Raw genomic sequence first — 13,829 nt, 5'->3', positions numbered from 1 at the left:
CGCGGCAGATACATCATGAAGGTGTTTTCGAACTGGCCGTAGATTTCCTTCTCGACGCCTTCGAAATTCACGTCCTTGGAGCGCTTCTCGAATTCGCCGCCGAGGATTTCCTCCCAGTTCGGCCCCCATTCGATCTTTTCCATGCGTTCGCCGGTCAGCTTCGAGCGCGGCCGGGCCGTCGGCATGGTCTTGCTCTCGCCGGCGGTCTGAAGATGGCCGTAATCGAAATCGAAGGGTTCGTAATAATCGTCGATTTCCGGCAGGTCGGGATTGGCGAAGATCTTGGCGAGGATGCGCCATTTGGCGCCCATCCTCGGCTCGATCCGGCCGTTCTTCTTTCGGACCCAACCGCCATTCCATTTCTTCTGGTTTTCCCATTCCTTGGGAAAGCCGATCCCCGGCTTGGTCTCGACGTTGTTGAACCAGGCGTATTCAACGCCTTCGCGGTTCGTCCAGACGTTCTTGCAGGTGACGGAGCAGGTGTGGCACCCGATGCATTTATCGAGGTTCAACACCATGCCGATCTGTGCGCGGACCTTCATTCTGCGGCCTCCTTTCCAGCAAGGCTTGGGGCGTCATCCATCCAGTCGACATTTTCGAGCTTGCGGACGACGACGAATTCATCGCGGTTGGACCCGACGGTTCCGTAGTAGTTGAAACCGTAGGCCTGATGGGCATAGCCGCCGATCATGTGGGTCGGCTTCGGGATCACGCGGGTGACGGAGTTGTGAATGCCGCCGCGCTGGCCGGTCAGCGGCGAGCCGGGCGTGTTCACGATCTTTTCCTGCGCGTGGTACATGAAGATCGTGCCGTCCTTCATGCGCTGCGAGACCACCGCGCGGGCGACCAGCGCGCCATTGGCGTTGTAGACCTCGACCCAGTCATTATCGACGATGCCGGCGCGGGCGGCATCCGGTTCGGAAATCCACACCACCGGGCCGCCGCGGTTCAGCGTCAGCATCAACAGGTTGTCGGTATAGGTGGAATGGATGCCCCATTTCTGGTGCGGGGTGATGAAGTTCAGCACCAGATGCGGCTGGCCGTCGAGGCGCGCCTCGATCGCCGGCGTCACGGTTCCGGTGTCGATCGGCGGACGGTAGACGCAGAAGGCCTCGCCAAAGGCCCGCATCCAAAGATGGTCCTGATAGAGCTGCTGCCGCCCGGAGAGCGTGCGCCACGGGATCAGTTCGTGGACGTTTGTGTAGCAGGCGTTGTAGCAGACCTTTTCCGATTCCAGCCCCGACCATGTCGGCGAGGAAATGATCTTGCGTGGCTGGGCGACGATGTCGCGAAAGCGGATTTTCTCGTCCTCTTTCGGAAGGGCGAGATGGGTGTGGTCGCGTCCGGTAATCGCCGAGAGCGCCTCCCAGGCCTTGACCGCAACCTCGCCATTGGTTTCCGGCGCAAGCGACAGGATCACCTCCGTGGCATCGATATCGGTTTCGATCTTCGGGCGCCCCTTCGAGGCCCCCTCTTCCGTCACCGTACCGTTGAGTTTGCCGAGCAGGCCGACTTCATGCTCGGTGTTCCAGGAAATCCCCTTGCCGCCATTGCCGAGCTTGTCGAGCAGCGGGCCGACGGAAGTGAAGCGCTTGTAGAGATTGGGATAATCCCGCTCGACCACGGCGACCGTCGGCATGGTCTTGCCGGGAACCGGATCGGTTTCGCCCTTTTTCCAGTCCTTCACATCGAAGGGCTGGGCGAGTTCGCCGGGGGTGTCGTGCAGGGTCGGCACAAGGACGACATCCTTTTCGACGCCGAGCACTTCCGGCGCGACCTCCGAGAACGTCTTTGCGATGCCCTTGAAGATTTCCCAGTCCGAGAGCGACTGCCAGGCCGGATCGGCCGCACTGGTCAGCGGGTGGATGAAGGGGTGCATGTCGGAAGTGTTGAGGTCGTTCTTCTCGTACCATGTCGCCGTCGGCAGCACGATGTCGGAATAGACGCAGGTGGTCGACATGCGGAAGTCGAGCGTGACCAGCAGATCGAGCTTTCCTTCCGGCGCTTCGTCATGCCAGACGGCCTCACGGACCTCCTGACGGCCCTCGTCGCCGAGATCCTTGCCAAGCAGACCGTGGGATGTGCCGAGCAGGTGCTTGAGGAAATACTCGTGTCCCTTGCCCGACGAGCCGAGCAGGTTGGAGCGCCAGACAAACATGTTGCGTGGCCAGTTTTCCTCCGCGTCCGGGTCCTCGCAGGACATCGAAAGCGTTCCGGATTTCAGCGCATCGGCGATATATACGGCGGGCTTTTGGCCCGAGGCTTCCGCCGCACGGGCGACCTCCAGCGGGTTGGTCCGCAGTTGCGGCGCTGAGGGCAGCCAGCCCATCCGCTCGGCGCGGATATTATAGTCGATCAGCGTCGCATCCCACGGGCCTTCCGGCGCGGTGGGCGACAGAAGCTCATCGACCTTCACCGTCTCGTAACGCCACTGATCGGTATGGGCGTAGAAGAACGAGGTCGAGTTCATGTGGCGCGGCGGGCGCTGCCAGTCGAGCCCGAAGGCGAGCGGCAGCCAGCCGGTCTGCGGCCGCAGTTTTTCCTGGCCGACATAATGGCTCCAGCCGCCGCCGGACTGGCCGATACAGCCGCACATCACCAACATGTTGATGATGCCGCGATAGTTCATATCCATGTGGTACCAGTGGTTCAGGCCGGCACCGAGGATGACCATGGAGCGGCCATTGGTCTTCTCCGCGTTGCCTGCAAAGGCGCGGGCCGTCGCGATGATCTGTTCGCGCGGCACGCCGGTGATCTTTTCCGCCCATGCCGGCGTATAGGGCGTTCCATCATCGAAGGAGCTGGCGACATTGTCACCGCCGAAGCCGCGGTCGAGACCGTAATTGGCGACGAACAGGTCGAATACCGTGGCGACCACCGCCTCGCCCTCTGCGAGCGCCACACGGCGAACCGGCACCTTGCGCGCCAGAATGTCGTCATGGTCGGTGCCTTCGAAATAGTCGTGGGCCCGGCTGCCGAAATAGGGGAAAGCGACATCCTCGACGCCATCATGTTTTTCGGCAAGGCTCATGACCAGATCGATGTCGCTGCCCGCGCCATCCTTCTGTTCCAGGTTCCACTTGCCCTTTTCGCCCCAGCGATAGCCGGCCGAACCACGCGGGGCGACGACCTCGCCGGTCCTGGCGTCGAAGCCGACCGTCTTCCAGTCCGGATTGTTGTTCTCGCCGAGACCGTCCTTGAAATCGGAGGCGCGGAGGAAGCGTTCCGGCACCAAACGGCCGTCCTGTTTCACCAGCCGCACCAGCATCGGCATGTCGGTGTAACGGCGACAGTAGTCGTCGAAATAGCCGACCTTCCGATCGAGGTGGTACTCGCGCAGGATCACGTGGCCGAGCGCCATGGCGAGCGCCGCGTCAGTGCCCTGTTTCGGGTGCAGCCAGAGATCTGAGAATTTCGCGGCTTCCGAATAGTCCGGCGACACGACCACCGACTTTGTGCCCTTGTAGCGCACCTCGGTGTAGAAATGCGCGTCCGGCGTGCGGGTCTGCGGCACGTTGGAGCCCCAGAGCATCAGAAAGCCGGCATTGTACCAGTCGGCCGATTCCGGTACGTCGGTCTGCTCGCCCCATGTCATCGGCGAGGCCGGCGGCAGGTCGCAATACCAGTCGTAAAACGACATGCAGGTGCCGCCGAGCAGCGACAGGTAGCGGGACCCGGCCGCGTAAGAGACCATCGACATCGCCGGGATCGGCGAGAATCCGATGACGCGGTCGGGCCCCCACCTCTTCGCGGTATAGGCGTTGGCCGCCGCGATGAGCTCGTTGACCTCGTCCCAGGTGGCGCGCACGAAACCGCCAAGGCCGCGCACCTTGATATAGTCGGCCCGCTTTGCCGGATCGTCCTGAATGGCCCTCCAGGCGGCGACCGGGCTCTTGTCGGCGCGTTCCTTGCGCCAGAGCTTCAGGAGCCGCGCCCGGATCAGCGGGTATTTCACCCGGTTGGCCGAGTACATGTACCAGCTGTAGCTGGCGCCACGCGAACAGCCGCGCGGCTCGTGGTTGGGCATATCCGGCCTTGTGCGCGGATAGTCGGTCTGCTGGGTTTCCCAGGTCACGATCCCGCCCTTGACGTAGATCTTCCACGAGCAGGAGCCCGTGCAGTTCACCCCATGGGTGGAGCGCACGATCTTGTCGTGCTGCCAGCGCTTGCGATAGGCGTCTTCCCAGTCACGATTTTCATTGGTGGTCACGCCGTGGCCATCGGAGAATGTGCCGACATTCTTGCGCGCCAGAAAGTTGAGGCGGTCGAGGAGAAGAGACATGATCCGTTCCTTTGTTTCGGGCGATCAGCAGGGCACCGGCGCGTTGCGGCGGGTGTAGTAGAAGAAGGTGAGCAGGGCGCAGAGCACGTAGAAGATGCCGAAGCCCCACAGCGCCATGTCCGGTCCGCCGGTCATCGAGATCGAGGTGCCGTAGGATTTCGGGATGAAGAATGCGCCGTAAGCTGCGATTGCCGAGGTGAAGGCGATGATCGCCGCACTCTCGCGATCCGTCTGCTTCTGCAGCGCGCCCGCATCCAGTTCCGGCATCAGGCGGGGCACTTCCCGGCGCATGATTGCCGGGATCATCTGGAAGGTCGATGCATTGCCGACGCCGGTGAGGAAGAACAGCGCCATGAAACAGGCGAAGAAGGCCCAGAAATTGCCGCCCTCACCGCCATGCGGCAGGAATTGCAGCACGCCGACGACAGCGACGAACATGCCGACGAAGGTCCAGAAGGTCACCCGTCCGCCGCCGAAGCGATCGGAAATCCAGCCCGTGCCCGCCCGGCTCAGCGCGCCGACCAGCGGGCCGAGGAAGGCGTAGGAGAGCGCATTGACCTCGGGGAACTGGGTTTTCATCAAGAGCGGGAAACCCGCCGAATAGCCGATGAACGAGCCGAATGTGCCGGTATAGAGAATGCACATGATCCAGTTGTGGAAGCGCGAGAAGATCACGGCCTGATCGGCAAAGGAGGCCTTGGCCGAGGCAATGTCGTTCATGCCGAAATAGGCGGCAACTGTGGCGGCAATGATGAACGGCACCCAGACGAAGCCGGCATTCTGCAGCCACAGCCTTCCGCCATCCGACAGCGCCTGCGGTTCGCCGCCGAGCGCGCCGAAAACGCCCATGGTGATGACGAGCGGCACCAGGAACTGCATGACCGAGACCCCGAGATTGCCGAGACCGGCATTCATGGCGAGCGCGTTGCCCTTTTCGGCCTTGGGGAAGAAGAAGCTGATATTGGCCATGGACGAGGCGAAATTGCCGCCGCCGAGACCGCACAGAAGTGCCAGAACCAGGAATATGAGATAGGGCGTTTCCGGGTTCTGCACGGCATAGCCGATGCCCATGGCCGGCAGAAGCAGCGAGGCGGTGGAAAGCGTGGTCCACAGCCGCCCGCCGAAGATCGGCACCATGAAGGAGTAGAAGATCCTGAGCGTGGCGCCCGAAAGCCCCGGCAGCGCCGCCAGCCAGAACAGCTGGGCATCAGTGAAATCGAAGCCGATTGCCGGAAGCCGCGCGACCACGACCGACCACACCATCCAGACCGAGAAGGCCAGAAGCAGCGCGGGAATGGAAATCCAGAGATTGCGCTTGGCGATCTTCCGCCCGGTCTGTTCCCAGAAGGTCTTGTCTTCCGGGTTCCATTCGGTGAGCGTCGCTGCGGAAGTCTTCGGCGTCATGCCCTCGAATTCCGGCAGCTCCGGCAGGGTGTCGTCACCCGCCCGGTTGCGGCGCTCCATCTGCCGGATGGAGAGATGCATCCATGTCAGGGCGACGAGCACCAGCACGAACAGGAAGGCAAAGCAGGTGGTGTAGACGCCGGTCAGGTCCAAAAGCGTGCCGAAGACGATCGGCAGGACGAAGCCGCCGAGACCGCCGATCATGCCGACAAGGCCACCGACCGAACCGACATTGTCGGGATAATAGACCGGGATATGCTTGTAGACCGCCGCCTTGCCGAGGCTCATGAAGAAACCCAGGCAGAAGATCATCAGCACGAAGGCGCCGAAGCTCATCGCCGTCGAGAAGATGATGTCACCGCCCTTGGCATGGATCGTGTAGCTGGTCGGCGGATAGGACAGCATGAACAGCAGAAGCAGCGCAAAACCGAAGGTCCAGTACATCACCGAGCGTGCGCCGAACCGGTCGGCCAGATGCCCGCCATAGGCGCGGAACAGGCTTGCCGAGAGAGAGAAGGCCGCCGCCGCCATGCCCGCGGTGCGGATATCGACGCCATAGACATCGACCAGATAATGCGGCAACCACAGCGCCAGCGCGACAAACGCGCCGAAGACGAAGAAATAGTAGAGCGAGAAACGCCAGACCTGCAGGTTCTTCAGCGGCGCAAGCTGGGCCGCGACCGTGGTCGCCTTCGCGCCGGAACGCCTACGGGCCTCGAACACCGGATCATGCTTGGAGAAGACGAAGAAGATGACGGCAATGGCCGCAAGCGCGAAGGCCCAGACATTGGCGACCGCCTGCCAGCCGAAGGCCACCATGACAAAGGGCGCGCCGAATTTGGTCACCGCCGCGCCGACATTGCCGGCGCCGAAAATGCCGAGCGCCGTGCCCTGCTTTTCCGGCGGATACCAGTGCGACACATAGGTGACGCCAACGGCAAAGGAGCCGCCGGCGAGACCGACGCCGAGGGCGGCCAGCAGAAACAGCGGATAGGTCGTGGCGGTGGTCAGAAGAAAGGTCGCCGCCGCGGCCAGCAGCATCTGCAACGGAAAAACCAGCCGTCCGCCATACTGCTCGGTCCAGATGCCGAGCATCAGCCGCGACAGCGAGCCGGTGAGAACCGGCGTCGCCACCAGAATGCCGAACTGGGTTTCGGAAAGGCCGAGTTCGCTTTTGATCTCGACCCCGATGATGGCGAAGATCGTCCAGACCGCGAAGCAGACCGTGAACGCCACCGTGCTGAGACCGAGCGCCCGGCGCTGATCACTTCGCGAAACACCGTCAATTGCAGACATGACATGCCCCCTAAGGCTCGAGCGGAAGCCCGCTCATTGGAAATTGTGCCTGAGAGCTAGGGGGTTTTGCAGCCCCACGAAGTTGACCTAAGTCAAGGTTGACGGGCGACGCGGGACAAACAAGAATTGCGTGTGAAATTGCCTTCCCGCGCTGAAATCATCGTCAAATGGATGTGTTGCGGATGCCGGCAGTTGCTGCTAAATTTATCAATTGAGGACACGAAAAAAATCAAGGCAAAGAGATGCGGTCATCCGATTTGCCCCAGGTGCGGGCGCTCGGCCTGTTCAACAGCATGGGCGAGGAGAATTTCGAGGCGCTGATGCAGGCGGCCTATCTGCAGACCTTTCCGCCACAGCTCGATCTGGTGCATGAGGGTGATCCGGCGGACTTTCTCTATGTGGTGATCGAGGGCTGCGTCGAGCTTTATGCCAATGCCAACCGCCGCGAGGCGACGATGGCGATGGTGCATCCGGTCAGCGCCTTCATCCTTGCCGCCGTCTTGAAGGATGCGGTTTATCTGATGTCGGCGCGCACACGGGCGCGTTCGAAAATATTGCTGATCCCTTCGGAAAACGTCCGATCGATCTTCGAGCTCGATGACGCCTTCGCAAGGGCAATGGTGCTGGAGATGGCCGGCAGCTACCGTTATGTCATCAAGGAGCACAAGGGCCTCAAGCTGCGCAGTTCCGTCGAACGGCTGGCGAACACGCTACTGCGCCAGGACCACGAATTCGGCAACGGCACTGGAACGTTCGAACTGCCCTACGACAAGCGTACGCTCGCCTCTCTGCTCGGCATGACCCCGGAAAACCTGTCGCGCGCCTTCAACACGCTGAAACCCTACGGCGTCGAAGTGGATGGCACGACCATCCGGCTTACCGACATCAAGGCGCTGGAAACGCTTGCCAAGCCAACATCACTGATCGACGACCCAAAAACCTGACGCCACTCTGATATCGATCATATCTTGACCCGGCGCGACATATTCGCCTCCCGTCCGGCATCGTGTTGACCCTTAAATTAAAAGATGAATATTAAATGCGTCTTTTAATCCGGGCGCGCCCGATACGACTTCCGAGATGAACAATGACGACAATGGCAAGACAACGCGCATGGCAAGGGCCAGCGATTTTCAGCTACGGCTTCCGACCCTTCTTCTTTTTCGGCGCGCTTGACGCAGCACTGCTGATCGCGCTCTGGGTGCCGTGGTATCTGGGGTTCATCCAGGTTCCGAGCATGTTCACGCCTGTCTCATGGCACGTCCACGAATTGCTGTTCGGCTATATACCAGCCATTATCGCAGGCTTTCTTCTGACCTCCGTTCCCAACTGGACGGGACGCCTGCCGGTGGTTGGTTGGCCGCTAGCGGGCCTGTTTGGTCTCTGGCTCGGAGCGCGCGTCGTTGTCGCTTTTTCGGCAGCGCTCCCCCCTGTGTTTGTCTATCTTGCAGCCTTGGCACTTCCGCTGGCGCTGATCGGATTTCTAACGCGGGAAATTTTGGCGGGCCGCAATTGGCGGAACCTGAAGCTTATCGTGGTTCTGTCGCTGCTCACCGCCACGCAGCTTCTGTTCTATTATGAGAACATCCGCTACGGCACGTCGATCTATGGCGAACGCGCCGCTATTGCACTGGTCATCATGCTGATCCAGATCATCGGCGGTCGGGTTGTCCCGAGCTTCACACGGAACTGGCTCAAGAAACGGGACTATCCGGTTCTTCCGCCTTCTTTCGGTCAGTTCGACCGGTTTGTGATGGTCATAAGCGCTGCAGGTCTTTGCGCCTGGGTCGTGCTTCCAGCCTATGCGCTCGAAGAGCAGGTTTTGGGCATCCTGCTGATGACCATCGGCATCCTCAACCTGGTGCGGCAATGGCGCTGGCGCCCGCTGAAAACCCTTGCCGAGCCGCTGGCCTTCATTCTGCACCTAGCATTTCTGCCGGTCAGTCTGGGCTTTGTGTTAGCCGGCTATGCAGCGCTCGCAGGCCATGCAGGTGCTGAAAGTGCTGCCGTGCACTGCTGGACCGTGGGCGCAATCGGCGGCATGACGCTTGCCATCATGACCCGCGCCAGCCGCGGCCATACAGGCCATGCGCTGACCGCTCCACCGGCAACCGTGGCAATCTATCTGGCCATCATGATCGCACTGGTTCTGCGCATTCTAGCCGCCTTCAATCCGGGCTGGACATTCTCGCTGATGCCCCTTGCCGGACTGGCCTGGGTTCTCGCCTTTGCCGGGTTCTGCGTGGTTTACGGGCCCATGCTGTTTAGCCCGCGCAATTGAGCGGCGGCAGCAGATCGAAATCGGTTAGAACCAGGTCAGCGGGTCAACGCCGATCAGCAGGCGGTGACCCTGAAACAGAAACCAGACATAGAAGGCCAGCCCAAGGCCTGTCCAAAGCCAGAAGTTTCTTTCCGAACGCAGGTGCGCGCGCCCTTCAAGGATTGCCAGAAAAGGCACGATGGACGTTTGCGCGCGGACTGCCGCCCATTCGGCATCGCTGAGCCGGCGCCGCGCCCGGCGGTCGAGTACCGGGATTCCCGCAAGCGCCAGAAGCCCCATGCCGCCAAAGAGGATCAGCGAAACAACATCACCATTTGGCGGAATGTGCGCGAGCGACCAAAGCAGGAAGCCGACAAGCACGGGGTGGCGGGTTATTGCGGTTATCGGCCCTTGTGAGCCCGCCTCCCCAGCGCGCCGAAACGTGATCGAAACCCGGTTTTGCACCGCCAACCCCACGACGATAAACCAGAACGCGAACGGCATCGCGACCAACGGAATAAGGGCCTGCCAGGGCGCGGGATACCAGAGGTAAATCAACGGCGCAGATCGGCCCGCGGCGATGATCCAGACCAGAAACACGATCGACAGAAAAGAATAGGTGAAGAGGTAGACAGGACGCCCCAGCAGGGCAATCAGCCGTGCCCGCACGGGCGGCGCCGGTGGAATGACATGGGCCAGCAGAAAAGCAAGGATCGCAAGCAGAAAATTCGCCATGTTTCGGTCCCGTCGCCGTGCGAAATATAAGATTCATTTACGATATATGATATTGCCGTTACAGGGGAAATGGTTGGATGCGGTATGTCCTCTGATGGCTGCATTCCATTAAACAGCATCCATGGAGTTTGCCGATGCGTCTGACAACCTTTTCCGATTATGCTCTGCGCGTTCTGATGTATGCAGCGTCAGCGGGCGACAGGCTGATCACGATCGAGGAGACGTCGGCAGCCTATGCGATCTCGAAGACACATCTGATGAAGGTCGTGAATGCGCTCACCAGGAACGGGTACCTGATCAGTATTCGCGGTCGCTCCGGCGGCTTCCGTCTGGCGCTTCCGCCCGAGAAAATCAATCTCGGCGCGATCATTCGCACAACAGAGGCGGATTTTGCGCTTGTCGAGTGCTTCGCGACCGGAAATGCGTGTCTCGTCACGAAAAGCTGCAAACTGCCGGCGATACTGAACGAAGCACTCACATCCTTCCTGTCTGTCTTCGATCACTATACCCTTGCCGATATCGTGCTTTCGCCTCAGGCATTCGGGCCGGCACCTCCATCCCCCGACCGCCCATTTACCTCATGAGGCCGAGCGGCAAAAAAGCAAGAAGATCGTGCGGCCCCGAATGCCGGGGAAGAATAGCGATCAAAGAAACGCGCGATGGCATCTTTGGTTTTCTATAAGTCTGGAACGCAGGGAATTGAGCCGTTGAAAACGATCCAAACTGACCGTCTGAGCATCAGAAATTTCCGTGTGGGTGATGCGGAGACCTTGTTCGCATATCTGCGCGAGCCTGTTGCGAGTTGCTTTTTCTCGCTAAAACTTGCTGATCTGGCGGCAGCCGAAAGGGAGGTTCTGAAACGCGCTGGCGACGACGAGTATGTCGCCGTTTGCCTGAAGGAATCAGGTCAGCTCATTGGCGACCTGTTCATCCATCCAGATCCTGCCTGGCCTGACGATCCAGAGAAACCTCAACAACCTGATACTGTTTCAGTGGGCTGGAATTTCAATCCACTGTTCAGTGGCAAGGGCTATGCTTTAGAGGCGGCAGAGGCCTTGTTTGCCGAGTTGTTCATTCATCAAAGTACAAGGCGCATCTACGCGTATGTTGAAGATCACAACGCCTCGTCGCGGCGGCTCTGCGAAAAGCTTGGCATGCGAGTGGAAGGCCTATTCTTGGAATATGTGACGTTCCAAAACGACAGCGCCGGAAATCCAATCTACGAAAACACCATGCAGTACGCTATTCTGCGGCATGAATGGGATCGACATTAAAGCACCCGCGACGGCTGCTTCAGCGTAATCGCAGGCAAGAGCAAGCCGCAGTCCTTTTTTCACCCGTCGTGGTCATTCCCAAAGCAGGCCAAATTACGGACCCGGCACAAAGGAGTTAGGACCATTCACCATTCTGCAAATGCTAATTAAAGAATGAAATACCGATGAATCACGTAGGCGAGCTTCCATAGCGACAGGATAGCCATGGCAGCGAGAGCGATCAAAAACAACATGAGCCAGTCGTGATCTGCAATTGCAGTCTCAATTATGTTCAGGAATTTCAGGAACAACAGGCCGAAGGAGAGAGCAACGGCTGCCATCACGGCTGCGGCCGGCAAGCAGAGAAGCAAGATGATTGGCCAATAGACAAGCTTTCGAACAGCACGTTCTCCGACGCCGGCCTCATAGCTCTTCTGGTCCTTGACTGGGCGAAGGTACCTGGGAATTTTCATGTCTTCCTCCTTCGTGATCATCAGCCACTAATGGCGCGGCAGCAATCGCCTGACGTCGTCATACGAAACCTTGCCCTCATCAACTTTCTGCTGGGCCGCATCATGCATGGAGCGTGCAAGAACGCGGTCGGCCGGCTCCTGCATCAGACGGCTCACAACCTTGGGCCAGTCGCCGATAGGGACAGAAACAAACTGATCGCGCACATAGTCATCAAACAGCAGATACTCGCGCAGCGGCACGCGGCCGCGATGGTCGCTGGTGCGGACCAGGTGCTGAACGACGAAGAGCTGGAGCGACGTGATCAGGTCGAATGCGCGCGCATCGCGGTCTTCGGCCGGAAAGTTCACGACCATTCGTCGCAAGCCTTCCGCAACCGATCCGGCATGCGTGGTGGTGTAAACCAAGTGGCCGGTCAGACTGGCCTCAAGGCATCCCTCGAGGGAAGCTTTGTCGCGGGCCTCGCCCAACGAAATAATATCAGGCGCGCAGCGCAGTGCCGCCCACACCCCGTCGCCGAAAGATGGCAGGTTGCGCCCTTCGCCGATTTCCGACTGCTCGATGGAGGATGCGCAGTCGCTGTGATCGGTCAGCACGTCGGAATATGTGAACTCGATTGGCGCCTGCAGATCGACGATCGCTTTCGGATCGGTCGTGTTTTCAAGATGAAATCGCGTGATCCCGGCAAGTGTCGTGGACTTTCCCTGACCCGTCGCGCCGGCGACAACGACGATGCCATGCTGGGGCGACATGTGTGGGCGGACCTCGCGGTCCAGGCCAACATCATCGATGGTGGGGGTTTTTGTCGGCAGCGGCCGCATCGTCATGGAAATGCCGTCGCCGGCACCTTTCATCACGCCCTTGGCGTTCACGCGGAAACGCTGACGTCGGTGGCGATCGATCGGCACCTCGAACGAAAAGTCCAGCGGCCGCCCTTGACGCAGAATGCTGAAGGCATCTTCCGACCGCCACATATGGCTCAGGATACTCAAAACCTCGGAGGCGTTCAGGGGCTTTGCCGTCGCAAAATGCTGCGTGCCGTGCATCTTGATCCGGATACGACTGTCGGTCTGTATCCGGATGTCCGACGCCCCTTTGATGGAGGCCCCGACCAGCAACTGTTGAAACGGGTCCATGTCGCCGTCAAAACGCAACGGCTCATGGGTCAGGACACGGGCATAGGGTTCCCTTGGGTCATAGGCGTCTTCCGTCAAATTCGAGAGATCAACCGCCGGCATTACTTGGCCACCTGAAAACGTCTCTGGATCGGCTTCCATCGGGCAGGGTTCTTGACGAACCGGGCGGCATCGTCGATCTCCACACGGCGCTCCCCGATATAGAGCTCGTCGACATCACCGGCCGCGCGCGTCTCGCTCGACTTCAGCACGAGGTTGGTAATAAGGCCGGCTTCCAACGCCTTGCGATACTCGACCATGCCGAGGTAGTCGCGCCGCAACAGGTTCATGTTTTCCTGCAAAGCAGCGTCGGCCTGCTGCACGCCCTGCGCCCAGCCCTCATCGAGATATTGCGACCAGATCTTCGTTTCATCGTCATCCTTGGGCAACAGGCGATCGTCAGGCTCACGCGGCGTATCGAGCGGGAGCACAAGATAGTCGCGCCAGGTCGGCAGAATGGCGACCAGTCGGCCGGGCTCCTCGATGCGGTAGTATTCGTCGGCGGCGACGCTCTTGCGGCCGTTGTCGGTGACATTGATCGCTGCCGTGGCGCGGGTGATCACCGGCGGCAACACGTAGCCTGTTTCCCGCGGCGCCTTGAACGCGACCCGGTTGAAATTGAAGGTTTCAGAGAGCTTGACCGATTCACGCTCCAGATCGTTCATGATCTCCCAGCTGCGCCGCTCAAATCCTGCTTGTGCCCCATAGGCAAGGGCAGCGTCCCGAAGGACCGAATAGCGCTGCTCCTCAACCTCGGTCCCGCCAAGCTTTCCGCGTTTGGCCCGGGAAGCAAACTGCTTGTAAGACAACGGCGCATATCTCGGATTGGTGAGGTCGTCAGGGCCGCCGAGCTGCGGGATGGGCGGCGGTTCCGGGGTTTCGTCCTTCATGGTTGTGCATGAAGACAAAAGCGCGGCCATAAGAAAACCTGTCAGCGCCATGGCACGGTTGCG

At 60.1% G+C, this 13,829-nt stretch carries 11 protein-coding genes; 4 read left to right on the top strand and 7 right to left on the bottom strand.

Annotation, left to right across the window (positions count from 1 at the left end; all coding sequences use genetic code 11):
* From GGR30_RS18005 to GGR30_RS17995, 3 genes are all read right to left on the bottom strand, one after another.
* Positions 1–542, bottom strand: a 542-nt coding sequence (locus GGR30_RS18005; RefSeq protein WP_484502660.1) for a nitrate reductase subunit beta, incomplete at its 3' end; no start/stop codon positions are given.
* Positions 539–4,282: a nitrate reductase subunit alpha gene (locus tag GGR30_RS18000; RefSeq protein ID WP_183489094.1), complete on the bottom strand. Its 3,744-nt coding sequence runs from the start codon at positions 4,280–4,282 to the stop codon at positions 539–541. The genes GGR30_RS18000 and GGR30_RS18005, both read right to left, overlap by 4 nt.
* 24 nt (positions 4,283–4,306) lie before the next feature.
* The gene (locus tag GGR30_RS17995; protein ID WP_183489091.1) at positions 4,307–6,982 is read right to left on the bottom strand and encodes a nitrate/nitrite transporter; all 2,676 of its coding nucleotides are present in this window, start codon (positions 6,980–6,982) and stop codon (positions 4,307–4,309) included.
* A 242-nt stretch (positions 6,983–7,224) separates the two neighbouring features.
* Between GGR30_RS17995 and GGR30_RS17990 the strand changes: the two genes are divergently transcribed.
* Both GGR30_RS17990 and GGR30_RS17985 read left to right on the top strand, forming a co-directional pair.
* Positions 7,225–7,926 (top strand): cyclic nucleotide-binding domain-containing protein, encoded by a 702-nt coding sequence (locus GGR30_RS17990; protein ID WP_183489088.1) that lies wholly within the window; start codon positions 7,225–7,227, stop codon positions 7,924–7,926.
* Positions 7,927–8,078: 152 nt separating this feature from the next.
* Positions 8,079–9,263, top strand: coding sequence for an NnrS family protein (locus GGR30_RS17985; protein ID WP_210288104.1), 1,185 nt, complete (start codon positions 8,079–8,081; stop codon positions 9,261–9,263).
* Positions 9,264–9,287: 24 nt separating this feature from the next.
* On the opposite strand, the gene GGR30_RS17980 is transcribed toward GGR30_RS17985, so the two are convergent.
* The gene (locus GGR30_RS17980; protein WP_183489082.1) at positions 9,288–9,977 is read right to left on the bottom strand and encodes an NnrU family protein; all 690 of its coding nucleotides are present in this window, start codon (positions 9,975–9,977) and stop codon (positions 9,288–9,290) included.
* Positions 9,978–10,111: 134 nt separating this feature from the next.
* Between GGR30_RS17980 and GGR30_RS17975 the strand changes: the two genes are divergently transcribed.
* Both GGR30_RS17975 and GGR30_RS17970 read left to right on the top strand, forming a co-directional pair.
* Positions 10,112–10,561: an RrF2 family transcriptional regulator gene (locus GGR30_RS17975; RefSeq protein ID WP_183489079.1), complete on the top strand. Its 450-nt coding sequence runs from the start codon at positions 10,112–10,114 to the stop codon at positions 10,559–10,561.
* Positions 10,562–10,636: 75 nt separating this feature from the next.
* Positions 10,637–11,251, top strand: a complete 615-nt coding sequence (locus tag GGR30_RS17970) for a GNAT family N-acetyltransferase (protein ID WP_343066519.1) — start codon at positions 10,637–10,639, stop codon at positions 11,249–11,251.
* A gap of 146 nt (positions 11,252–11,397) precedes the next feature.
* Here GGR30_RS17970 and GGR30_RS17965 read toward each other — a convergent pair whose 3' ends face one another.
* From GGR30_RS17965 to GGR30_RS17955, 3 genes are read right to left on the bottom strand one after another with little or no spacing between them, the layout of a single operon-like run.
* A complete protein-coding gene (locus GGR30_RS17965) occupies positions 11,398–11,703 on the bottom strand; it encodes a hypothetical protein (protein ID WP_183489076.1) in 306 nt (101 codons plus the stop codon).
* 27 nt (positions 11,704–11,730) lie between these two features.
* The gene (locus GGR30_RS17960) at positions 11,731–12,978 is read right to left on the bottom strand and encodes a type IV pilus twitching motility protein PilT (protein WP_246414013.1); all 1,248 of its coding nucleotides are present in this window, start codon (positions 12,976–12,978) and stop codon (positions 11,731–11,733) included.
* On the bottom strand, positions 12,939–13,817 hold the full coding sequence (locus GGR30_RS17955; RefSeq protein WP_183489072.1) for a type IV secretory system conjugative DNA transfer family protein: 879 nt from the start codon (positions 13,815–13,817) through the stop codon (positions 12,939–12,941). The genes GGR30_RS17960 and GGR30_RS17955 overlap by 40 nt, the downstream gene beginning before the upstream one ends.
* Positions 13,818–13,829: the final 12 nt, after the last annotated feature.

The organism is Martelella radicis (genome assembly GCF_014196625.1).
GTDB lineage: Bacteria > Pseudomonadota > Alphaproteobacteria > Rhizobiales > Rhizobiaceae > Martelella > Martelella radicis.
This window is presented reverse-complemented; position numbering and strand designations above follow the sequence as displayed.